General features: G+C 47.4%; 37 protein-coding genes. 2 read left to right on the forward strand and 35 right to left on the reverse strand.

Features of this window, described 5'->3' with window-relative positions:
* Positions 1-48: 48 nt before the first annotated feature.
* The 20 genes from ACXAGR_RS09885 to ACXAGR_RS09980 form a co-directional block, all read right to left on the reverse strand.
* Positions 49-498 (reverse strand): hypothetical protein, encoded by a 450-nt coding sequence (locus ACXAGR_RS09885; RefSeq protein ID WP_474849736.1) that lies wholly within the window; start codon positions 496-498, stop codon positions 49-51.
* A 74-nt stretch (positions 499-572) separates the two neighbouring features.
* Complete coding sequence (locus tag ACXAGR_RS09890; RefSeq protein WP_474849737.1) at positions 573-1,250, reverse strand: RES family NAD+ phosphorylase; 678 nt, start codon at positions 1,248-1,250, stop codon at positions 573-575.
* Positions 1,251-1,252: 2 nt separating this feature from the next.
* Positions 1,253-1,639, reverse strand: coding sequence for an antitoxin Xre-like helix-turn-helix domain-containing protein (locus ACXAGR_RS09895; protein ID WP_474849740.1), 387 nt, complete (start codon positions 1,637-1,639; stop codon positions 1,253-1,255).
* Positions 1,640-1,716: 77 nt separating this feature from the next.
* Positions 1,717-2,169 (reverse strand): hypothetical protein, encoded by a 453-nt coding sequence (locus tag ACXAGR_RS09900; RefSeq protein WP_474849742.1) that lies wholly within the window; start codon positions 2,167-2,169, stop codon positions 1,717-1,719.
* Between the two features lie 75 nt (positions 2,170-2,244).
* Positions 2,245-3,213, reverse strand: a complete 969-nt coding sequence (locus ACXAGR_RS09905) for a hypothetical protein (RefSeq protein WP_474849744.1) — start codon at positions 3,211-3,213, stop codon at positions 2,245-2,247.
* Between the two features lie 138 nt (positions 3,214-3,351).
* Complete coding sequence (locus ACXAGR_RS09910; RefSeq protein ID WP_474849746.1) at positions 3,352-4,392, reverse strand: hypothetical protein; 1,041 nt, start codon at positions 4,390-4,392, stop codon at positions 3,352-3,354.
* Positions 4,393-4,452: 60 nt separating this feature from the next.
* A complete protein-coding gene (locus ACXAGR_RS09915) occupies positions 4,453-5,430 on the reverse strand; it encodes a hypothetical protein (protein WP_474849748.1) in 978 nt (325 codons plus the stop codon).
* Positions 5,430-6,335: a hypothetical protein gene (locus ACXAGR_RS09920; protein WP_474849750.1), complete on the reverse strand. Its 906-nt coding sequence runs from the start codon at positions 6,333-6,335 to the stop codon at positions 5,430-5,432. Before ACXAGR_RS09920 ends, ACXAGR_RS09915 begins: the two co-directional genes overlap by 1 nt.
* A gap of 10 nt (positions 6,336-6,345) precedes the next feature.
* Complete coding sequence (locus ACXAGR_RS09925; RefSeq protein WP_474849752.1) at positions 6,346-7,251, reverse strand: hypothetical protein; 906 nt, start codon at positions 7,249-7,251, stop codon at positions 6,346-6,348.
* Positions 7,248-8,078, reverse strand: a complete 831-nt coding sequence (locus ACXAGR_RS09930) for a hypothetical protein (protein ID WP_474849754.1) — start codon at positions 8,076-8,078, stop codon at positions 7,248-7,250. The genes ACXAGR_RS09925 and ACXAGR_RS09930 overlap by 4 nt, the downstream gene beginning before the upstream one ends.
* A 33-nt stretch (positions 8,079-8,111) precedes the next feature.
* On the reverse strand, positions 8,112-8,408 hold the full coding sequence (locus ACXAGR_RS09935) for a hypothetical protein (protein ID WP_474849756.1): 297 nt from the start codon (positions 8,406-8,408) through the stop codon (positions 8,112-8,114).
* Positions 8,409-8,493: 85 nt separating this feature from the next.
* Entirely contained in the window at positions 8,494-8,649 is a 156-nt protein-coding gene (locus ACXAGR_RS09940) for a hypothetical protein (RefSeq protein ID WP_474849758.1), read from the reverse strand.
* Positions 8,646-9,152, reverse strand: coding sequence for a hypothetical protein (locus tag ACXAGR_RS09945; RefSeq protein ID WP_474849760.1), 507 nt, complete (start codon positions 9,150-9,152; stop codon positions 8,646-8,648). The genes ACXAGR_RS09940 and ACXAGR_RS09945 overlap by 4 nt, the downstream gene beginning before the upstream one ends.
* A 171-nt stretch (positions 9,153-9,323) precedes the next feature.
* Positions 9,324-9,845 (reverse strand): HD domain-containing protein, encoded by a 522-nt coding sequence (locus tag ACXAGR_RS09950; protein ID WP_474849762.1) that lies wholly within the window; start codon positions 9,843-9,845, stop codon positions 9,324-9,326.
* 85 nt (positions 9,846-9,930) lie between these two features.
* Positions 9,931-10,209, reverse strand: coding sequence for a hypothetical protein (locus tag ACXAGR_RS09955; protein ID WP_474849764.1), 279 nt, complete (start codon positions 10,207-10,209; stop codon positions 9,931-9,933).
* A gap of 21 nt (positions 10,210-10,230) precedes the next feature.
* Complete coding sequence (locus tag ACXAGR_RS09960; RefSeq protein ID WP_474849766.1) at positions 10,231-10,437, reverse strand: hypothetical protein; 207 nt, start codon at positions 10,435-10,437, stop codon at positions 10,231-10,233.
* Positions 10,434-10,892 (reverse strand): hypothetical protein, encoded by a 459-nt coding sequence (locus tag ACXAGR_RS09965; protein ID WP_474849768.1) that lies wholly within the window; start codon positions 10,890-10,892, stop codon positions 10,434-10,436. Before ACXAGR_RS09965 ends, ACXAGR_RS09960 begins: the two co-directional genes overlap by 4 nt.
* Positions 10,892-11,281 (reverse strand): hypothetical protein, encoded by a 390-nt coding sequence (locus tag ACXAGR_RS09970; protein ID WP_474849769.1) that lies wholly within the window; start codon positions 11,279-11,281, stop codon positions 10,892-10,894. The genes ACXAGR_RS09965 and ACXAGR_RS09970 overlap by 1 nt, the downstream gene beginning before the upstream one ends.
* Before the next feature lie 200 nt (positions 11,282-11,481).
* Positions 11,482-12,090, reverse strand: a complete 609-nt coding sequence (locus tag ACXAGR_RS09975; RefSeq protein WP_474849771.1) for a hypothetical protein — start codon at positions 12,088-12,090, stop codon at positions 11,482-11,484.
* A gap of 31 nt (positions 12,091-12,121) precedes the next feature.
* A complete protein-coding gene (locus ACXAGR_RS09980; protein WP_474849773.1) occupies positions 12,122-12,397 on the reverse strand; it encodes a hypothetical protein in 276 nt (91 codons plus the stop codon).
* Positions 12,398-12,690: 293 nt separating this feature from the next.
* Here ACXAGR_RS09980 and ACXAGR_RS09985 point away from each other — a divergent pair, with 293 nt between their 5' ends.
* Together ACXAGR_RS09985 and ACXAGR_RS09990 are read left to right on the forward strand one after the other, a co-directional pair.
* Complete coding sequence (locus tag ACXAGR_RS09985; RefSeq protein WP_474849775.1) at positions 12,691-13,098, forward strand: hypothetical protein; 408 nt, start codon at positions 12,691-12,693, stop codon at positions 13,096-13,098.
* Positions 13,099-13,102: 4 nt separating this feature from the next.
* Positions 13,103-13,678: a hypothetical protein gene (locus ACXAGR_RS09990; RefSeq protein ID WP_474849777.1), complete on the forward strand. Its 576-nt coding sequence runs from the start codon at positions 13,103-13,105 to the stop codon at positions 13,676-13,678.
* A 53-nt stretch (positions 13,679-13,731) separates the two neighbouring features.
* On the opposite strand, the gene ACXAGR_RS09995 is transcribed toward ACXAGR_RS09990, so the two are convergent.
* From ACXAGR_RS09995 to ACXAGR_RS10065, 15 genes are all read right to left on the reverse strand, one after another.
* Positions 13,732-14,052: a hypothetical protein gene (locus ACXAGR_RS09995; protein ID WP_474849779.1), complete on the reverse strand. Its 321-nt coding sequence runs from the start codon at positions 14,050-14,052 to the stop codon at positions 13,732-13,734.
* 272 nt (positions 14,053-14,324) lie between these two features.
* The gene (locus tag ACXAGR_RS10000; RefSeq protein ID WP_474849781.1) at positions 14,325-14,888 is read right to left on the reverse strand and encodes a hypothetical protein; all 564 of its coding nucleotides are present in this window, start codon (positions 14,886-14,888) and stop codon (positions 14,325-14,327) included.
* A gap of 65 nt (positions 14,889-14,953) precedes the next feature.
* On the reverse strand, positions 14,954-15,436 hold the full coding sequence (locus ACXAGR_RS10005; protein ID WP_474849783.1) for a hypothetical protein: 483 nt from the start codon (positions 15,434-15,436) through the stop codon (positions 14,954-14,956).
* Positions 15,437-15,440: 4 nt separating this feature from the next.
* A complete protein-coding gene (locus ACXAGR_RS10010; protein WP_474849785.1) occupies positions 15,441-15,692 on the reverse strand; it encodes a hypothetical protein in 252 nt (83 codons plus the stop codon).
* A 22-nt stretch (positions 15,693-15,714) separates the two neighbouring features.
* Positions 15,715-16,137 carry a hypothetical protein gene (locus ACXAGR_RS10015; RefSeq protein ID WP_474849787.1) on the reverse strand — a complete coding sequence of 141 codons (423 nt, stop codon included), beginning with the start codon at positions 16,135-16,137 and terminating at the stop codon, positions 15,715-15,717.
* Between the two features lie 137 nt (positions 16,138-16,274).
* Positions 16,275-16,610, reverse strand: a complete 336-nt coding sequence (locus tag ACXAGR_RS10020) for a hypothetical protein (RefSeq protein ID WP_474849789.1) — start codon at positions 16,608-16,610, stop codon at positions 16,275-16,277.
* Between the two features lie 66 nt (positions 16,611-16,676).
* Positions 16,677-17,492: a hypothetical protein gene (locus ACXAGR_RS10025; RefSeq protein WP_474849791.1), complete on the reverse strand. Its 816-nt coding sequence runs from the start codon at positions 17,490-17,492 to the stop codon at positions 16,677-16,679.
* 129 nt (positions 17,493-17,621) lie between these two features.
* Positions 17,622-17,981 (reverse strand): hypothetical protein, encoded by a 360-nt coding sequence (locus tag ACXAGR_RS10030; protein ID WP_474849793.1) that lies wholly within the window; start codon positions 17,979-17,981, stop codon positions 17,622-17,624.
* A 20-nt stretch (positions 17,982-18,001) separates the two neighbouring features.
* Positions 18,002-18,538 (reverse strand): hypothetical protein, encoded by a 537-nt coding sequence (locus ACXAGR_RS10035; protein ID WP_474849795.1) that lies wholly within the window; start codon positions 18,536-18,538, stop codon positions 18,002-18,004.
* Positions 18,539-18,632: 94 nt separating this feature from the next.
* Positions 18,633-19,205 (reverse strand): hypothetical protein, encoded by a 573-nt coding sequence (locus ACXAGR_RS10040; RefSeq protein ID WP_474849797.1) that lies wholly within the window; start codon positions 19,203-19,205, stop codon positions 18,633-18,635.
* 88 nt (positions 19,206-19,293) lie between these two features.
* Positions 19,294-19,530, reverse strand: a complete 237-nt coding sequence (locus tag ACXAGR_RS10045; RefSeq protein WP_474849799.1) for a hypothetical protein — start codon at positions 19,528-19,530, stop codon at positions 19,294-19,296.
* Between the two features lie 54 nt (positions 19,531-19,584).
* Positions 19,585-19,710, reverse strand: coding sequence for a hypothetical protein (locus ACXAGR_RS10050; protein ID WP_474849801.1), 126 nt, complete (start codon positions 19,708-19,710; stop codon positions 19,585-19,587).
* Between the two features lie 64 nt (positions 19,711-19,774).
* Positions 19,775-20,236 (reverse strand): A1S_2505 family phage non-structural protein, encoded by a 462-nt coding sequence (locus ACXAGR_RS10055; protein ID WP_474849803.1) that lies wholly within the window; start codon positions 20,234-20,236, stop codon positions 19,775-19,777.
* Positions 20,224-20,661 carry a hypothetical protein gene (locus ACXAGR_RS10060; protein WP_474849805.1) on the reverse strand — a complete coding sequence of 146 codons (438 nt, stop codon included), beginning with the start codon at positions 20,659-20,661 and terminating at the stop codon, positions 20,224-20,226. Before ACXAGR_RS10060 ends, ACXAGR_RS10055 begins: the two co-directional genes overlap by 13 nt.
* A gap of 10 nt (positions 20,662-20,671) precedes the next feature.
* Positions 20,672-20,878, reverse strand: a complete 207-nt coding sequence (locus ACXAGR_RS10065) for a hypothetical protein (RefSeq protein ID WP_474849807.1) — start codon at positions 20,876-20,878, stop codon at positions 20,672-20,674.
* Positions 20,879-21,010: the final 132 nt, after the last annotated feature.

Below are 21,010 nucleotides of genomic sequence, written 5' to 3' on the forward strand. Positions count from 1 at the left end.
AAAAATTCCTTTCTGAAAGGCTGGCGGCTCAGGCCACCAGCAGCAGTATTAGCCTAAATCTGCGGCATTGAGGTTGGCGATTTCTGCTTCGAGTCGAGCGATGTATTCCGCCCGTTTTTTCTTGGCGTATTCGAAGAACACCTGCTTTACCGTCTCCAGATTTTCCGGCAGGCAGTAGCCGAAGCATTTTAGTTCGCCACGGAAAAAAGCGATATCATCAGAGAGAGTCATAACGTCCGGATTGATTTCAAAGATACGATCCAGATTGGTGGAGCTGTTTCCGATAAGAATGTCGCATTTTGGTGCTGGGCCAACATTGCTGCGGTATCGGTCAAAGGCGGTAGGCGAGGTTTCGATTTTGGGGTTTTCGCTACCCTGCTTAGGATGGCTGGTTACACTGAAGCTGAAGGCCACCAGCTCAGTCCCTGCAAGCGCGGTTTGGCACTCACTGAAAGACATTTGCTTTAGTTGTTCCGGTGTCAGATCGTTAATCATCACTATTCTCTCAGTTGCTGTATTCAGTATGCGTATATAATAACATGAAAGTTATCACATGTCAACTAAATAAGTTACTATGTTGAGAATTTGCTGATATTTAACGTGTCGGTGAACCGCTGTTCTTTTCCGCTCCAGACATACCGGAAGTGAGCGCCTTGGATGGCCGGAGAGCTGGCTTTGGGTCGAAAAAGTGCAACACACAGGCCATTATCCTGTGGATGTCTGACACTGCGATACAGCAGGCCATTGACGCCTTGTTCCCGCATCGTTTTTCCGAATGTCTGTGGCTTACTGTAATCGTCAGGTAAGTGCAGGCTGTCGTCATCTGTCACATCAACCACAGGCAGTACTACCTGTGTGATGTACTGACGCATAGTAACCTCGCAGTCATCTTGTTGCGTGTCGGCCATGAATTTTGCGTAGTGATGATGTTGTGTTTCGGCGATGGCTACTGAGAGTGTATTGGCGGCGTAGTACACGCCGTATTCGCCGTTGGTGAAACGGGAGGGGATGCCAATATGGGTAAATGCTGCCATGATGGGGGTAGAGCCGCTGCCAAAAATACGCTCTTCCGGAGGAAGCTGGGCGATGTCACCGACCTCGGCGAGCAGACGGTCATTGGTCAGGGATTCAATTTCATAGAGAATATCGAATTCATCGTTATCCGCCACGTCCTCAAAGACGCTGATAGGCGGAAAATGAGAAGGGATCAGGCGATGTGCCTGCTCCCAGTCAAGTTGAATATCCTGCATGCTCAGCCCCGTACCCCGTCAAGATATCTGCGCATATCAAACAGGGAGACGATACTCCCGTTGGCCAGCACCTGACGGGCGGTTTTACCGTGATAATGTGCGTTAGGGCGGTTCATCCACTCATGTGCCTGCTTGACGGTTGGAAGCAGGATGCGGAGTGCTTTATAAATCCCGAGAACCAGAGAGATGCGTGTCATCTGGTCATTACTGATCTTTGTTGCTTCACCTTTCTCCCACTTATTCAGGGTGGTTCGGCTGGTTACGTCCAGTAACGCCATTTTTTCGGCAGTTGTCATCTCCCATTCGTTCGTGATGCGAAAAAAGGTTTTAAGGGCAACCTGAACCTTTTTGGTATCGGTGGCAATTGCCTGTAGTGTTTCTGCGCTCATAATGGTGACTCCGGTATTAGCTGCCTTAATAATTGCACATAATTGGACAATATGCAACTAGATGTCCGCATGTGGACTCAGGCTACGTGCCGAGCAGAAGACAAAATGAATTCATTAAACGGGCGGGACACCTGCTGGGTAAGAGATTGAACGGCATTGTCCAGTAGCGTCTGATAGTTACGCACAGCCTGTTCCGCGTCCTGATGTATGGTGGCGTGAGATGTACCGGCTGGGTAAATGGCGTCAAGATGAATGAAATCAAACCCTGTGCCGAGCAGATAGTTTTTGTGAGATGCAAGACTGAACGGGGTCGATAAATGAATCGTTGAGAAAACAACACTTTTCCCGTTATTAATTATTCTCGCCGCCGTTTTTTCGGCACGCTCAATAATCTGGTTATCATGGATTGTCAGCTCAATGCCGCTTCGTGTCCAGAGAGGTTCTGTTTGTGCCTTCATCTGACTGTGGAAGGAGGGAATGCGAAGCACTGCGAGAGTGATTTTGTCGCCGACATTGACAGATTTGATCATGATTATATACCCTGTAAAATACAGACTTAATAATATCACAAACTATTCAAAAGTCAACTAAATTCAGGTTCGGTGTCAAGCTACCTGAGTCATCAGGTAGCTGCGTTGTTCCTCGGAAAGGTCTGGGTGGGAGAGTAAGTCGGTAAAGGCATTTTTACGACTTGTGGCAGTTCTGTAGGCACTTGCCATAGCTTCGAAGTAGGGGAAGTAGCGATCTTTAGTGGACACGACATTCTCAATCGTCGGTTTTCCGAACAGAGTTACTAGCATGAACTTGGTCATTTCGACGGGTTCGCTGTCAGCATGCAGGGCGGCGAAAAAGAGCGTTTTGGCTCGTTCTGCATTGTGTTTATCCCGCGCCTTTTTAGTGTTGTCTATCGTAAAAGACGCCAGTTTATGGCAGCGTTCTTCCAGATAAGGGTTGCGATGCTTGCTGATTATGTCGGTGAGTTGCTCAAATCCTTCATCGCTCATAAGAGAAATGGCTTTACTGACATAGTTTTCGAAATGTCCGTTGTCCCTTGTGTTGTAGTGGTATGCCTGTCTGTTCTCGAAGTAAATCGGGATTATCGTATCCTGAAACTTTGTCAGTATACTGGGTTTGCAGTTGTTAAATAGCAGGAAATGCAGTTCGAAGATCCGGTCTATATGACACCCATTCTGATCTGCGTATAATTTTAGGTATTCATCAAAGCGGGATTCGTCATTATTTTTAATGGCTGATTTCACGAGATAGAGGTTGAAGTCCCACCGCAGGTAGCGATAGGAATGAGTGAGCATCAGTCTTATCAATGTTTGGCGGCCAAAGAAGCTGTCCACCCATGTGAGGAAATTGTCGCTGAAGTGCAGCGCTTGGGCTTTAAAATGAAGAAATTGTTCAGATAGTATATCGGCGTTGCCAATTACTTTGGCATGTGCTGAAGCCTTCCATACATGCAGTGCGACGTCATAATTATCCGGATTAGGCCATTTTCCTTTCGGATCGGCAGCCATGATGGCAGTGATTTCGGTGGCGATAGCAGGATCTAAACGAGTCACTGACATAGAATACTTCCCCTTATTAATGAGGTGGTATAATAACGCAAATGAATCTAGTTGTCAACAAGTAATGTCATCAGTTCGCTTCGTTGCCAGTCGGACAAGGCTTGCTCTCCAGTTCTTCGCTGAGTGAAATCGGCATGGTTATCCTATCAGTTCCAAGATAGCGGATCGCTGCCAGTCTTGTAAGTCAGGGTGCAGGAGTAAATCCGTATAGGAGACGTTATCGCCGCTGTTGCTCAGATAGGCTTCGGCAAAGGCGCTAAAGTAAGGTGCATGGCGAGCATCAAACTGAATAACGTTTGTGAGTGTCGGGATGCCGAAAAGCACAAGAAGTATATCGTAGGACAGTTGATTACTGCGAACAGGCGGACAATCAGGATGCAGTGTCGTAAAGAACAGCGCTCTGGAATGTTCAATCGCAACGGGTGTGGCGTTATTCATAATCATTTGGGAAGGTGAGGTTTCATAGACATCGTAAACATAATCCACGGTGCTCTCGGGGAGAAGTTCGCCGATTTCGTATTCAAGCCCCCGATGGCGGTGTGTTCTAAGCAGACTAAGGCACTCTGTAAAGTGTTCAGCATCCGACGCGCTGTTGTGCGCCATATCTTTCAGGTGTTCAAGGAGCAGAATGCGGGACTCTGTTCTTAAAAAGCCGCCGCTGTGCGTCAGGCATAATGGCAGCAGGATATTTTGAAGAGAAATATAATACGTGTCAGCTCGGGTTTTTTGAGGACTGTAGGCGTGGGAAAGTGCGGCAACGGCCACTTCAGTGAGGGTGTCTGCACTATGCTGCTTGAGAAGCGGCAGGAGTGTTAACAGGTAGGCTTGTTCCTCGTGCTCATTTGCCACTTCAAAGACGATTTTTAAGAAGTCAGCATGAACGATGGTATCCGGCGCAGGCTGCATAGCAGACAGGGTATTTTCAAAGCCGAAAAAGGCAATCATCCAGCGAATAAGGACAGGGTAAAACCCATTTGTTTCGGAATGGATGTGCAGGAAAGGCTCGCGATTGTGGTATAGCTCCACAGGTTGTTCCGAAAAGCTGGCAATAGCAATGTTATCCTTGGCTTGCCAGACTGCTGCTGCGACCTCCGCGCCATTCGGATGTGGCCAAGGTTGCGGGTTGGCGTCACTGGCAAGCTGAGTAATCCTGTCGGCGAGTTCGGCGTGTAGCGTCATGAATGATTAACCTTAAAATGACAACACCGAAATAGTAACACAAACTAATATAAAAGTAAATTAAGTGAGTGTCAGAAAGATGTCTTTTTTCCATTGAGCCATGGAGTGGTTGCACAAAATTTCATTGTATATATCGCAGGTATCAGCGTACCGATGGACGAAGCTTTTGGCGACAAGTCCGAAGAGAAATTTATGACTATCAGGGAATGAGAGCAGTGTCTCTGTGCTGATGCTGTCAAAGAGCGTATTGATGGTATCTTCCTCTGCCAATGGATGAATAGAGGTGTTGTCCACGGGGTCGCGAAGCACGCTGTCAGAGGAGAGGTGTACTATTAAATAGTTTAATTTCTTGTGGTGCTCATCGCTGCCGGTTGCCTTGATGATTCTGATAGCAGCTTGTCTTAATAAGCGACTGACCTGATAAGGTATGTTATCGGTAAGAAGGTTGCAGAGTGCCTGTGTTTCGGGAAAGGTGGCGAGTATGATGGTTTCACAGAAGCTGTCTGCCATGCTTTCTGTTGCAGTGTACTGAGGTATGTCGGCGAAGCGGTTGTTGACGCAGGCAGGAAGAATTTTTTGGGCAAGCAGCATGCCGAGCTTCGGCTTACTGTCCTGAAATGCAAACGCAATGATGGAGACGCCGTGATCGAGTACATCGTCAAAGCCGAGTTGTGCAAATTGATTGGCAAACGTTGAGACTTTAACCGGATTGTTTTGCATGACTGCCCTGCCAGTGAGAAAGGTCAGATGATGGGCATTCAGTGGTCTTTTGCTGTGTCCACGCATGGCTTTGATCAGCGCAGGTTCACCAAAGAAATCGGCCATCCAGTCCCACAGGAGGTTTCGGAATTCGCGGGTCGATGCAGGAAAGTGCAAAAAGGCCGTAAGGTTTGATCCGGATTCTGTGGTTAAGGCATCGGCAGCGGCATTCCACACCTGCTGTGCCACTTCCTCGGCATTGCCGTCAGGCCATTGCGCGGCCTTTTGCGCGTGCAATAAGGCGAGTTTTTCCTCTAGTTCTTTGGAAAGTGAGTTCATTATTTGTCCTTTAACATGGCCAGTATGGTGTTGCGCTGCCAGTCTTGTAATTCAGGGAGTGAAAGTAGATCGTAATAGGTACGCGAGCGGCTGGCTAAATATGCATCAACAATCCTTGGGTAGTAGGCGGCATAATCTTCACTCAGCTGAGTGATGGCAAGGTCTGCTTTACCGAAAATAATTTCTGCGCTTTTGAGCCTTGGTGTACTGTGTCCGGCAGGGAGTTTTGCAGCCAGTTTTTTGAAGGCTTCGACCCCGCGCTTGCGTAAGTCGCTGTCGTCGGCGCGTGAGACTGACAAGTCAAGACGCGCCAGCAGGAGGTTTCTGAGTAAAGAGGATTTTCCGTCGATAATGACCTTAATGATATTCTCAATGTATTCTTCAGGCGCACAGAGAAGTAATTCAAGCAGGCTGCTTGTTAATTTCTCTTCAAAAAGATTATTGCTGTCAAAATTGTCGCGCTTGTAGGTGTCTGTAGCATACCACCTTATCAGGAATGCTAAATATGTGGCGCGGATTGGCCATGATGCCTTTATGATGTCGTATGACATAATGTCAATCAGGCGAAGCGTATTGATGTCAGCGCTTCGTCTGTTGCATCCGGCTATTGCGGCTGTAAGCAGGGGTTGATTGTTTGTTCTGACAGCGACAGTCAGCCAGTATTCTGCCTGCTTGGCTGTCATGTAGTGATCCTGCTCCACCAGCGGCGTAAGCGCGGTTATGGTGGACTCCGGAAGGTTGCAGCACAGCTCGATAACGCTTTCATAAAAAAGGGTATCGGGTGCTTTCAGGAGCTGACAAAAATGTCGCGCACTCCCGATACAGTTGATGCCATTCAGAATGTCCTGAGCTGAGTGTGGCTTTTCTGGCAGAGATATCAGGTCGTCGAAAGAAGCAAATATCATCGTAGTGTGCCTATCGGGTTTTGGACAGGATGATATTGCGCTGCCAGTCGCTGAGTTCAGGGTGGCTCAGAAGTGCGTAGTAAGCGTCATCTTCTTTGTCTCTGAGATAGATGTCTATCACTCGCGGGTAGTAGGCAATGTGGTGCTCAGATATGCGGGTAACAGCGGTTTCGAGTTCCCCGAAGATGGCGGCAGCATTTTTGAGTCGGGGTGGTTTCTTTTCTACGGGCAGGTCGCTGGCCAGAGCCAGAAACGTGCTTACTACCCTTGCCCGTTCCTCGTCGCTTTCAGGCTTGTTTAGTGCTGCATCTAGTTTCAGGAGCAATTGTACACGTAGCGGAGTAGTGCCGTGCTCTGTGATGAGGTTAATGATGTCAGTGACCTGCTCCTGCGGCGCGTGTTTGAAAAAGGTAATGAGGAAGGGTTGGCACTTTATTTCAATATCAGCGCTAAGCCCCGTGCCGATAATGTAGTAGAAAAACAGTGTTGCATGAATAACGTCCCGCTTCATTGCCCAAGAGCAGGTCTTGCTGTCAAAGGCGTTTGATAGCAGTTTGGCGAAGGTGTTCGTATCCTGTATGTTTCGCGTAAAAGTAAAGCGTTTTTTGAACCCGTTTAACCCTGCTTTGAATAACGCTGTTGACCCGACAGTGACGCCAGTTCTCATCCAGTACTTAGCCTGCGCCGTGCTCATAAATTCATCCTGAGCCACCAGCGCGGTGAGTGCTTTTAACGTTTTATCAGGCAGGTTGTGACACAGAGCCTGAGCTGCGCTGGTGTGAACCTGAGTTTCATTGGCCATTAGTTCGCAGAAGTGGCGCAGGCTGCCGAAACTGTTAATCACCGAAAAGATTTCGTCAGCACTCGGTGAGCGGGCTGCGAACTCAGAAAGTTGACTGAATTTGGTCACAATCATGCGGTCACCATGCCTAATATTTTGCCGCGTTGCCAGTCAGCGAGGTCAGTACGGGAAAGAAGAGAATAAATATCTTTCTTCGCGCCTTTCAGATAGCGCGTGATTATCTGTGGGTAGAAGGCCGCGTGCTGCTCGGGCAGGCTGAAAATGGCGTCAGAGGGTTTTCCGAACAACAGTGTGAGGATGGATTGAGTGAGTTCAGGCACGTCCTCTGCATTCGCTGAGATCGCCTTAATCAGCGTCACCATTTTCTCTGTGTTGGATGTTTCTTTAAGCTTTTCGGTGGCAAGCTCAATGACCTGTGACTTGAATGGATGATGACGGCATGCTTGGAATTCCACCAGCGCGGCGGAGCGCATCGCGGCAGGATCGCGGTATAAGCAGGCTAAAACAGCGGTTCTCTGGCCTTTAAAGGTGGTATCAATATCAGCGTCATTGATATGCAGGAAGAGCTGGTGGAAAAGGGGGGTCGCTATCTTCCAGCACTCGTACTTGGCGGCAAAAACAAGAGAGCTTCCCAATGCAGTTATCTCAGCGCTAGCGGTGGCTTTTTTCAGTCGCGATAAAGCCGCATCATGTAGGGGCAAGTGGTTGTTCATTACCGCGCAGCGCATAAAGTAGGAAGGTACGGTAATGTCGCAACCCTCACTCAACTTCGCTGTCTCAATGTTTTTTGTGAGTTCGTTTAATACACCCTCACGCAAACAGGCGGTCATGTTCCGGTATTTCTCACTGTGCAGGTGTTCAAATTCCCCTTGCTTGGCAAGAAGCGTGATAGTCTCTATCAAGGAAAGCGCATCGGCTTTGTCGTCAAGCAAAACAGTCATAATTAATCCAGCATGGAGAGAATACGACCTCCCTTACGCATCCAGCCACTGCTGGATGCTACGGACGTTCTCTAAACTGACTTCCCACTCGGGTACGCCGCCGTCCAGATCAATGCCGCTACGGCACTGCTGAATGGTATCAACATTGTAATGGGAGATATGCTGGCCGAATTCGGTAAAATTAAACCGAGCGTCGTAAAAAACAATAATGTCTGTTTTCGCGGAGTAGGGGTCTCCCACGCTGGATAGTTGGGCAACGTGGCCAGCGGGAACATAAACCACATTGATTGTCAGGTTTTTTTCGTTAGTCACTTGCAGTTGCTTCAGCATCCGTCATTCCTCTCTCAGTTGATGCAATTATAGTAACACAAAATGAGTTTAAAGTAAACTAATTGTTGCGATGTATCCGTATTTTTTATGCGTCAGGATGACAGGGATGTGGCAGCCCTTTTTCTTCCCAGTGTGAGGGACAGTCATCCACAGCGGGGCATGGACGCCCCACCAGCTTCTCATCGCCCTGCTCGAAGAACTCGCGGCCACATGTGTTGCAGGTTTGTTGTTCGTTGATCATGCTGCTACTCCTTGTTTCTGTGTATTGTTGAGCCAGTTTGTCGCTCGCGCTGCGGCGTTCAGGATGTTAGTCAGGTGTGGAGCGCATTGCTTTATTTTGCTCAGTGATTCTGGATTGCTTTTCGGCTTTCTGCCGTTATTGCATCTCAGCTCACGAAACCCGTGCTTGATGCATTCAGCAACAACCTCATGGGTCAGTGGCTGGCCATTGCGCTCCTTTAGTGTTTCTTGGAGGTTGAGCAGGTACAGTGTATCCATCCCAGTGTCGTTGCAGAAGTAGCCGAATTCATAAGCATCCATCGCTAGCCAGATGCTGCCATTGTCAGCATCAAGGTGAATGCCGAGATTCAGGCTTTCGTTGTTCTCGGTAGTGAGTTTGGTTTCAATCCATTCGGCACTTTGCTCAAACAGGCCAGCGCTTACGGCATCGCGAATGCAGCTGGTCAGTTCGGAGTCGTGTTGGAGTGTGGTTTTAAAGTGGCTACGTGCAGTGTGCTTTGTCATAGTGCGCTCTCTCTCAGTCAGGAATTATATAATAACACATGTTAAACTAAAAGTAAAGCAAGAGTTGAGGAATAAGGTAATAAAAAACCGGCCAAATATCGCGTTATTAAAGATTAATGGGCTGGCATAAGGCCAGTGAATATAGACTCAGTGCGCTTGATAAGAAAGATTTTAAAAGCCGCTGTCTTTGATGATGTTGTCAGCCAGTTTCCATAACGTTGTCATCTTCACTTCGCGGCGCATGCTATCTAAGATAAGTCGCTTCTCTTTCAGGTACACTCTGGCAAAGTTCTTATCAAAATGCAGAATAGACGCACTGTTGTGGATAAGGTCACATACCTTGATGATTTGCGCATCAGGCGGTGCAGCTGCGGTATGCTCGCGATCTTTCGCTTTGCGTACCTTGCGGTTTCCATCTTCCGGTTTGGAGACATCAGTTAACCAGTCGACTAATACTGCGACCTCATAGCCAAAATGCTTTTCGATATCTTCGATAGTGTGTGGTGTATCTTCTACCACATCGTGTAAAATGGCGGCCTTACGCTGGGCAAGGGTTGCGCTGGGATGGCCGTCACGCAAGATGCGCTCAACGCTTACAGGGTGTGTGATGTATGGGTCGCCAGTGTACTTCCGGAGATGGCCTTCGTGTGCCTTTTTGGCAAAATCAATTGCGTCCTGTAATTCGGTAGCCATTATTATTTCCTGAAGGTTAGTTACGGGAGTCGTCTTTTGTTCAGTATCGATATAATAACACGTTCAATAATTATTGTAAACAAGTTTAATCAAGAACGAAGGTGTCTGTGTTCAGAGCGCTGGAAGGATCTGGCTTGTCGGACACCTTTCTTTCTTTGCTTGCTTTTTTAAAGCGTTTCAACTCCTCTTTGATGTCTGTGTCCGTAGTCACCTCATACTCATTGTCGTTACAGGTGAAAGTGACACGAGCGCTGGTAAGGCTGGCGATACGATGCGCTTCTTTAAGTAGTTTTTTCAAGCTGGTGGCTGGCATGGAAGGTGTCAGCTGTAACGTAAACAAAGGCTCTTGCTTCGGTGAGGTCATTTCTGCTTCATCCTTAAATGCTCAGAGTTTTTCGCGTTCTTTTCTGATGAATTCTTTCGCATTCTCTTTGTGGACAAAGTAGTAAGATTTGGCTATGTGTCCGTTTTTGACGGTGACTTCTGTCAGCGTGGGATAGACCTGCGCCAGACTGCCATCCTCTGTCATGATGTACGACCCGAGGTCGTCACCTTTCACGGTCTTGGTTGAAACGGTGGGAGTTGCGTTCATGTGGTCTCCCTGTCAGTTATGCGGACTTCTGCGATGGCGAGCCTGACTTTTATCAGAATCCTTTCCTGACGCGCTTTCTCTGATTTCTTTTTAGTCAAGATGACACATTGCTTCGTGTATACCTCAATGGCCTTCAGGAGTGTTAACGGCGATTTAAAAGGTTTGCCACATGGCTTTGGTAGGGTGGCGAAAGGTTTGACATCGAATCGAGTCTCGATGTCCCGCGCATAGTCGATAACACTACCGTGAAAGTTTTCAGCGACCTTTTTGCTTCGCCCCTCTGTGTCGATACCCAGATGGGAAAATGAGTCCACCAGTTGTTGTGCCATGTGAAGGTGCAGCACGTAGGTCTTTTTCTGTCGCGAGCGGGACATCGCATGGTTATCCACACTGGCAAGCACACAATCTGTGAAATACTGGCATTTTTTAGCGGTAGTCTTGTATCGTTCATGCATCAGTCTGTATCCTCTGCTGGCATATTTGCATCCAGCTCGCGCTGGATGATAAGTCCCAGTGCCTGTACAAGATTGAAGCTGGCTTCGGGGCGAGTCAGCGCATGATCTTCAGGGTGAATAAGAGGATTGGTAAGTACTGCCAGTTCCTCGTCATCTGATGTTAGTTTCTCAACAAACCAATCAACATTATCATAGAGAAACAAGAAGGCAGCGGCAAACGCTTCAGTCGTAGGGTTGGGCAGAAATGCGCCTTTAAATTGATCTGTGAGTGCGCCGCCAATAGCCCTGTATCCGGAAAAGAGCAAGGTAGCGTTGTCAGCTGTCTGTTTGTTAAAGACGGTGATATAAGCGCTGCTGTTAACTGAACCACACCGTTTTAAGCTATTCATTGTTTTTTCCGCACCTGAAATCAAAGCTTTGGGGAGCTGCTCAATCACGGAACTGTTGTTATGCAGTTGTGTGTTTGTCAGGATTACGTCCAGAGCCTGTGTCAGTATTGTTTTGCAGCAATGCGCTACACTGGCAGCTTTATGCTCGGACAGTGTGCTCAGAAGCGAAAAATTAAGTGGTGTCGTGTTCATATTTATCCTTACTGCCTGATTCCGGCGATCCATTCGTCGCGGGGTACGTCTGTGCGGCTGACTTCAAAATAGCAGCCGTCAATTGTCATTGCAGATTCACTGTAAGTGCTGTCATCCAGTGCTATTGCCAGTTCGCAGTTGTGAAGGGACGGTGAGTAGACAGTGATGTCACCGAACTGCATGGTCATAAAGCCCAGTAAACTCGCATGTTTCTGGGAGAAGTGTGAGTCATTTTTTGAAATAGCCAGTCCGATGTCGTATTGGTCTAGGCTGACTTCTTCATACTGCCCTGTCTCGGTTTTTACTGTCACCACTTTTGATTCGTAGGTGGGCGTGGAGCGATAAGACTTTTCAAAAATTTTCTGCTCTTTGTTGATAGGAACTGCTGCACAAATCCACCCCTTCGCTTCTGCCAGCTCGTCCAGTGTCAGGGTATTATCAGGCGTACTGTTCATGCAGGAGGTGGCAAGGTAACCCTCAGGATTGGTTTGGGAGGAAGTAGCGCGGGACTTCGCTTCTTCAAGAGTAAAATTTTCGCCACTGTAGCCAAGGCTCGCGCAGCCTGTTATAACAAATGTGCAGGCAAGAGCTGTTGCGGCAAGTAGTGTGTTTTTCATTGTTCCGGTTATCCTGTGGTGTGAGAGATATTCAGTTAAGCGTACTGGTAATCATACCCAGTGCATGATGTGTAGCAATATCCTGCTCTGTAAGAGGACGGATGGTGCGTGTGTAGTCACTGCCGCGTGTCGAATCTACATTCTCCATCAGCATACCTTTGTTGGTATCGGCAAAATATGTGTTTTTCCATCCGGCCTTCCGGCGCAGACGCTGACATGCCCAGAACACCACCTGCTCGCCGGAAACGGTGACGGTCAAGGGCTGAGATACCGTAGCGTTCATGGTGTGCAAGTGTGCTGTTGTCATCAGATAAATACTCTCTCATTCAGTCTCTTTATAATAGTTCATTTATCTTCAAATGTCAACCCTATAATCAATAATCAATGCCGGATGGTGAGTGAGTGTATTTAAGTAAATGAATATAATATAAGATATTAATTAATTGGAGTGAAAGGTTTGAAATTACGCCTGTGAGTAAAAAAGGTGGGTTTTGTAGACGGTTGTCGTGATTGTGACTATGATACAAAGTATCTGCATGGAAAGCAGTTCATCGTGATATTTAGAGCACTTTTTGCATTTGAAGATGAGGATTTTTTGCTATGGAATTTAGTACAGCAACACCGAAGGAGTCAGGATGGTACTGGATGCAGGATATTACTACATTTAACGATCCGGAGATAGTCTTTGTCAGACCGGTTCATTTGGATCAGGATAGTGAGCTGGGGTTTATGCGCGTAGGTTCTCAGTCTGTGAAGCCACTATCTGCATTTGCCGGAATGAAGCAATGGCAGCTAATTGAGTTTTCAGAAGAAGAAAAGCCGAAGTCGCTGGTGATTGATCAGGCGCATGAAAAAGTAATTTTCAAAACGCGAGATGGGCTGGAGTATCATGTTGTTATAGACGAAGAAGACAAATTGAAGATCCAGTGTGCGACCAATAGAGGAACTCCTGCAATGTCTGTTGAGCCTAGAGCAGATAACGCCGTTTGTCTGACGCGCAGGGTGTAGAAAGGTGTATTTTGGCAGAAAACTGCTTCTTTGGCTGGCGCTTCAGCTTTGTGCGGTCTGTGTGCTGGCACAGGAGGAAGTCAAAGTAGAGGGATACCACCGAAGCGATGGTACTTATGTTGCGCCACACTACCGGACGAAAGCGGATGCTACGATTAACAATAACTGGACAACAAAAGGAAATATTAATCCACATACTGGCAAGGCAGGATGGATAGACAGACAAAGAGTATATTCTGATGCAATGATCCCGTCAGGTTCGGTCGCCATTCCCGCTGATGCATTTGAAAAGATAGCATCGCGTCCCGTTGTCTTAAAGGAGGTAGAAAAGTCTACAGCAGCCAGCTCGGCAGTTGTCATCGTGTCACTGGGTATTTTGGTTTATTTATTTGTCGTTAAGCCAATAGTTTGGGTGCTTGGTATTAAAAAGCGGTTCAGCGATGACAAGGGGTATGTGGAGAAAAAGGTTCGCAAAGCAAAGAGCAGCATTAATCACGAACTCAAAACTGTAATGATTGCACTTGCGCTGTCTGTGTTGCTTTTTGGTGGCATGGCTCTGACAGCCTTTCTGTCTTCTTAAGGTGACAAGGAAAGCCTTTTTATCGTCTCGGGAGAGCCGGATTTTTTCAGCGCCTATAAAGTAGGCGCGTTGAGGATCTGGAGCAGTCCGTGCAGGTTGTCCCAGTGTTCACCGTCTGCCAGATCGTCGATCTCTTCCATGGTGTAGTATTTGCCATTAACGTCCAGAACTACTTCGGACTCGTTGCTACTGTAGCCAAAAAAGTTGGCAACCTGCTGGATAGTGGAAAGCGTGTTTTCCAGTGTAGATGGTGTGAAGTCATCATCAGGGATGTTGACGGGATATAACGCTCCGGAGGACGCGGCGTCTGCTGCATCTTCATAGTCACCAGTTTTAAACAGTTTCAGCGAAATGTCAGTAGTTGTTTCGGCCATGTGTGTCTCCATGAGATTCAGTTAGGATGCTTTTAGCATTCAGAGGTTTTCTGAGATGCTTTTTCAGGCCATATCTCCCTTAGGATCATGGCGAAGCAGAGCAGTAAAAGTGTAGCTATCATAATTCCTGATAGTCCGGTCGCACTCAGCAAACGGCTTTCTGTTGCTCTGACAAGCAGCATAGCCACCAGCACAGGTGCAGGGATTATTATCAGGGTCAGGCATTGCTTCAGTAGTGGCATTGTCATTACGTCTAAAGGTAAATAAGTCAGTTAATTCCGGCAAATAGTGTAAAACTGCTTTTTTTCGAGATAGTGCTGCGTAGCAACTTTCAGTCCTTCACGGAATCCGTCTCGGGCCAGTGTGGTTGCACGGGGTGCAATTTCTGTCACTATTTCCTGATGCCATTTTTGCCTTTCCATGTCGTCTTTGTAGGTGCTGTCCGGATACCAGAGTGTGTCCGTAAAGTACTCTTTTTCTCGGTTCTGCAAAAAGGTAATGAGTGCGTCTGCGGTGGTAATGTCTTTCAGGTGAAGACTGGCGCTCTCATGCGGGATAACGCGGATCAGGCGGTCAGTGACAACAAATACTGCCCGTTCAAATGCGTGTTCCGCTGCATCACGAAGCAGTCCGGCAATTTCCTTTGCACGCGCAGGGCAGTAGTCCTTTGTTAGCAAGTCGGCCACCAGCTTGTCCTCTGCCAGCTCTGGGTGTTTCGATAAGAAAGAGCCGGAGATTTCAATGATTGCGTTTTTCATGTTAGCCACATAACGCGATGCAGCATCGAAATCCTCGATAGTATCTTCAGAGAAATCGTTAATGCTGTATTGTGTCATGAATTAAGCCCCGTCAGTTGATAGGGTTATATTAACACTAAAGCGGACTATTGTCAACTTGTTTGTTATCGATATTGTTTATCGCGTTCCTCTTTTTCGGCTTTTTCTTTTATTGCAGCATTTACCGCCGCTTCGTACTCGCTGGCATCAGGAAATGTTGCGCCAGCCAGCATGGTATCAACCTCAACACCGATGGATTCGGCAAGCTGCTGGGCTTCTCTGGCGAAGCTTTCTTCCATCGCGGTTCTCATGATGAGCAAACCTTGTTTGGTGGCTGTCATTTCAATCAGCGGCACGGTAGCGGTCACAACTACCGCTCGTCTTCCATACGCAGCGCGGCAATACTGGTTGTAGATGCCTGAAAGGATCTTCTTAGGATGAAGCTCTGTGACTTTTCCGATCAGGCTGGCATCCTGAGTCCCGAGATACGCTTTGTGTTCCAGCTGTATGCCTGCATTTCTCTCGGGTGCAAATACCAGTCTGACACTGAAGCAATCACGAGGGATGGCATCTTTGTGGTGATTAAAATGTTTGCGAACGAAAGTCATGGTCTTAAATCACCTCGTACTCGGAAAAGCCTTCAGCAACCTCTACGCCTGCCATAAACTGCTTCTGTTCTTCCTCAGACAGATCTGAGATGTCTACGTCTTCCACGTCTACGTCCTCAGGGTAAGCGTCCACGGCATGCTCTACGCCTTCAATAAAAGCGTCCTTCTCACCCTCATTGGGAAATGTCTTTTCGACAGGCGCTAACTCACCTTTGACAGTGCCAGTACCCAGTTGGATTTTGAGTGCAATGCTCATGATTGTTATCCTTATATGTTGATTATGCGAATGACATTCGCGCCACAGCGGCGTCGATATCCTGATAGCGCGTCTCGATAAGTGGGCTGTTTAGTTGCCTTGCTGCGGCTCTCAGCCAGTTTCTGACAGCTTGACGAATGGTGTCAGCAGGGGTGTCAGCATAAAACACGCCATAGGTTGATAAAGTGGGATCTGTGCGCTTGTGGTGAGTGTGTGGCTGTACACCTGTTGTATCATCGGTGCATTCGAGTTGCTTGCCGATATCGCTTTGCTTTACGCGGTACTTTGCTGAGCGACTTTGGTTCTCGGCAACGGCCTGTTTGTCACCCGCGCCGTACACCTTGGCGGAAGTGTCGATATCAATAGAGAAATCATCTGGGCATTTGCGATGAAGTCCGCCAAAAGCGACTTTGACAACGATGGCTGGATCACCAGATTTCAACATAAGATACTCCGTAAGAGGGTGAGGTGGCGAGAACCAGTGAGAGAGAGACCTCCCGCCACCTCGGGTTTGGGGCTGATTGATCTGTCATCAGCACGTTGTGCGGGGAACGGCTGGCAAGCCTGTTGCCAGCCCGCCCGTTAATCTTCGATGGTGTTTAAGCGGCTGAGCTTCTGCTCCACCTGCGCGGGTGAATTGTTGCCGGATACCCGCAGGCCTTTTTCGCGGAAAACCACATCCCGTACCATCTGCTTGTTTTCTTTCTCTCCCCGCCCGATTTCCATCTGGACGTGGACGCTTTCAACTTCCTGCATCACGCGAAGATCCTGATAAGCCACCAGCAACTGTCGTTTAAGACGCTGGTTACTCAGAACACGTTTGGTCGATACCATCAGGCCAATCAGGGTGATTGTCGCTGCGATAATCATGCCGCCTGCTTCGATGCTTGAAGCGATAATTTCGTTTGCAATTGCCATCTTGTGTTACCTCTCTCAGTCAGTAGGTCTATAATAACACATTTTGACAAATAAGTCAAGTTTGTTTTAATTTATTTCTAAGAATTTCTCCCCTTCATTAAGGCAAAAATTCATCTGCGTTAAATCGGGTTTGCTTAGGACGCTATCTACACTGTCGTCGGCGCTGAAGAAAGTACGTATCTCGCCGAATTGGGAGACAAAGTGCATAGAGCCACCTTTTGAGGAGAATCTTGCCAGCTCAACTTTCTCGATATCTTTGAGGTTTGAACTGTCATTGATTGCTTTATTGGTAATGTTAAGGAGTGAGTGGATATCATTTCTTGTTAGATATATATGAACAATATTTACAGCATGCTCCCCTATGGCACTCACAAAGATGTATGGCTGTTCGAGTTCGTTAGCGAACCCGACTTTCACGGTTTTGGAATTGTTTCTGAGGTTGCATATAGTGACTCTGCCTTTTCCAAATTTGACTAGTTTCTCAATTTGAGAAGAGGCTTTTTCTACGCCAGCCTGAAGATTTTTAATTTCTGATTGAGAATGTATGCTTTGACATGCGCGTTCTGAAGCGGTGTAGGCCCACACTTGCTCTTTGTTTTTATCAACAAAGCGATACTCAATATCTACGCCTGCTTTTCTGATTTGTGATTCAATACCTGTGACCCCGCAGTAGGTTGGGGCTAGGAAATCAGTCAGGCGGGTTTTCATTTGATCGATATCAGACTGCTGTATGTCGGATTTCTCTAAATTATAAAGTTGAGTGATGATGATGTTTGTATCACCTTCCATGTAAGAGTCAGTAAGTGAAGTGCCATTCCCTTGATCAATCGGATAATTGCTTCGCTGTTCTTTGACTGCATGTTTGTATTCCGCTTTCGTCATGCTTGCTGCATAAGAGAAGCATGAGAGTAGAGTAAGTAAAAGTATGACGTAGCTTTTCATTTTGGTTGATATCCTTATCTTGGTTGAGAAAGATTGTTGCATATTGAGTGATTATCGCAAGGTGTTTGCTCAATATACTGAGATGCGGGTGGTTGGCATGGTGTTATGGATTTGATAAGCATACAGCGCAATAGCGCCATCTTTTGGTGTCAAAAATGGTGTGGCGCAAAGTTTACTGAGGTTGATGTCTCCTCGGGTGTTGCTGAGCTTCAGCGTGTACCACGTCCGGCCTTTTAAAAGGTGAAATGCAGCCCCTTGGGATTTGGCGTATTCAAACACCTCCTGCGTCTTAACAACATGTAATTCGCCACCGGCAGTGAACGCTGCCGCGTTAGGTACTGACGCATTCATAATGGCGGCCAGTTGTTCCGGTTCACTGGCACGCAAAACACCTTCGTTGATAATGACCTTGGCTTGCGCCAAGGTCATTTTAGTGTCTGTGGTGCTCATTATGCGACGAAACGTTTCGCCCCAGCCTGCGCGGGTCGGGGGGTCAGGTCGGTCAGTTGCAGCAGAGTGTTCAGGCTGTTGTGCAACTCTTCGGTGTAGTCTGACAAGTCCAGACTGAAGTTCAGAGTGCAGAGCTTGGAGATGCTGGGGTTAAGCAGCTTCTCTGCTGGCAGGTTGATATGCTGCGCCAGTGCTTCCAGAAAGGCCTTACCTTCTTCGCTGTCCAGAAAGTCAGGTTGTTGAATGGCGAAGGGATCTTTCAGTAAGCCTTTGTTAAAGGCTTTCTGACTGTCAATGAAAATGGTGCTGATGCATTTGTAAGTGTCATCTGGCTCAGCTGGCTTTTGAGTATGCAAAGACACACCGGACAATGCTTGTGAGCAATTAGTCAGCGTGGCGCTGCGTTCACTGATGCGAGATCGGGATGAAGAATAGGTATTATCAATACCTTCAGCGACATTCTGCAACAGTGTAATGACTTTCTGTTCCTGCTCTTCAGGTATAAATCCCAGTTTGACACTGAATTTCAAACTCATGTATAACTCCTGTGGTGAAAGAGATTTTATATTAACACGGAATGCTGATATTGTCAACTTGTTTGTGTTTTTATTGTCAGTGTTGAGTGCAGGTTCAGCTTTCTTCTTTCTGGAAGTTAAGTGAGTTGATCAGATCTTTAAAGTCCTCAATTTTCACGTTGGCCTGCTGCAATTGTATGGCAAGTCTGGTTGTATATCCGCGCACAAAATCCAAGTTTTTGTACGTTTTTCCTTGATTGAGTTTGGCGCTGAGTTCGCGAAATGCAGGAGGGAAGTTGCTGGTCTCCAGTTTGGGGATCATGTCACGATAGTGGAGTGTGTCAAAGCCGAAAAACCATGAAGACTCGGGTTCAAAATGATAAGGCTCTGTGAGCGGGACACTATTGCCTGAGTAAGTCACGCCGTGGTAGGCGCTGAGTCCGCCATGGGGGAGGTACTCACTGAATAGTCCGGTGCTCTGATCGCTGCCATGCAGAGGATGGCTGTCAGGGATGCCGACATAGCCATTAAGCGTGAAAAAATCACCGTTTCGGACAATGACGCATTCCATACCGGATATAGGGCAACGCCAGCGGCAGAAGTCAGGTTCGTGCAGCCACTCACCCTCTGGCAAGCCGAGAGTGTCTTTGTCTGCAATGAACTGGGAGAAGGTGAATACGTTAGTCATCGCGCCGATTATGACAGTTATTGTGTGCAATTGACAACAGTAGGATGTTGTGTTGACGCAGCAATGCTGCGTCATGATAGTTAATATCTTAACTGTGAAACAGTACAACTGAATCAGCAATATCTTCCCACACTTCATTGCCGAATACGCTCTCAACAAGCGCGGCATTCTCGGGGTCGTCTATGTCGATGTCGGAGGTGTCCAGATAGAATTCATCGGCTCTGTCGGGGAGGGTTGCACAGGTGAAGGCAGATTGAATTTTATCTGCTTCGCTTTTGGTGTCCAGCTTTACGCACACCATTTTGCTCGTGCCTTGTACTTTCATTCTCTCAGCTTTCCTTTTGTTGTCAGGGATGGGGGATTCGCAAGCAGGGCGGGCTTAAAAGCCCTGCGCCTTATGCTTGTCCTTGCGATAGAACTTGGTGCGATCACGCTCGATGCGCTTTCTGAAAATCGGCGTGCGAACGACACGATTAACGGCGCTTTTGCCAGTAGGTTGAGCCATGATTCTTCCTCTCTTAGTCAGTGAGCTTATAGTAACACAAATGATATCTATTGTAAACTCATTTTTAGAAGAATTCCCGAAAACTATTGTGGAATCGGATGTTAGAAGGAACGTCGATATCAGCCGTAAACATCTCCCACATTTCTTTTGGTGAGTAGCCGTTCAGGTTTTTACTATGGGCATTATAAGCGATAAAAAAGACTTTTTCAGGATGTTGAACGGCGCAGGCGTACAGTTCAATAATGTTGTCTCTGATCTGCGCTTTGGACAGGCTGCGATTGCCTGTCTTGGTATAGTGAATGCCTGTAGCTTGTTCAGTGTAATTGCGCCTGAGGTTTTTGGTGACAAGGCCATAGGTGTTGCCCACGATGCCGCGCCCGCCACCGAAAGGTTTTGCGCCAAACTTTCTGGCATCCAGTGCCGCGCCCCTGCCATTTCGGAACTCGGGGTTGGCACCGTAAACAAATATATTGTTGCCTGTCATCTGGGTGATTTTTTCACCCTGCCAGAATCTTAAGCGAGACATGCAGCCTCATGCACATCGCTGGTAGGTGTCAGTCTCAATAGTGCGGCGTTGCGCGGAGAGCTAAAGTTGATTCGAAGTTGCTTGGCGTGGGCAGCTTCAAAGCTGAAGAAACTTAGCCACGGCGCTTTTTCAAGTTCAGCTTTGCATTTTTCAGCATACTGCTTACGCACTTCTTCTATCCGCGCCTGACGGGCAGGATTGAACTGAATGGCATGCCTGATGTAGTACGCTGCCAGTCGTTTGGCGGCATGAAGTGCGTGCAGGGCGGTATCGCCGTAGGACTTGTAGTCCTTTTCTTTTATGCGTTGGGTAAACAAGGTAGCGGTTTGCTCACCATCCTTCCGCCCCAGCGTGGCGTAGGCATCAGCAATGCGCTTGGCAAGTTGTGCGGTGCGGCGTTCAACGTAAGAATCGGTAATGTTCATGGTTTGCTCCTTAAGCAACTTCGCGCTTGTCACTGTGATGAGAGAGCATCTGCTCAATCTCATAGGCTTCCTGATGATACTTTGTCAGAACTTTCTTGTACTCAATCTGCTTAACTTCGTCGCTCTCACGAGGAAGGAGTTCCTGCTGAATATACGCAATCATTCGTCTGATTTCAGCCAGTTTTTCAGCGTGTCGTGCAAGGGGGTTGTTTATCACAGAGGATACCTCTCTTAGTCAGGACTATATAATAACACAATTAAATAATAAGTCAATGTGAATTTTGGTGTAAAAGGTAAAATACATCTCACCAAATGTCACTTTAGGTAAAATGCATTTGACTTTGATTGA

The sequence above is a fragment of the Alteromonas sp. ABH4_457 genome (genome assembly GCF_056160625.1).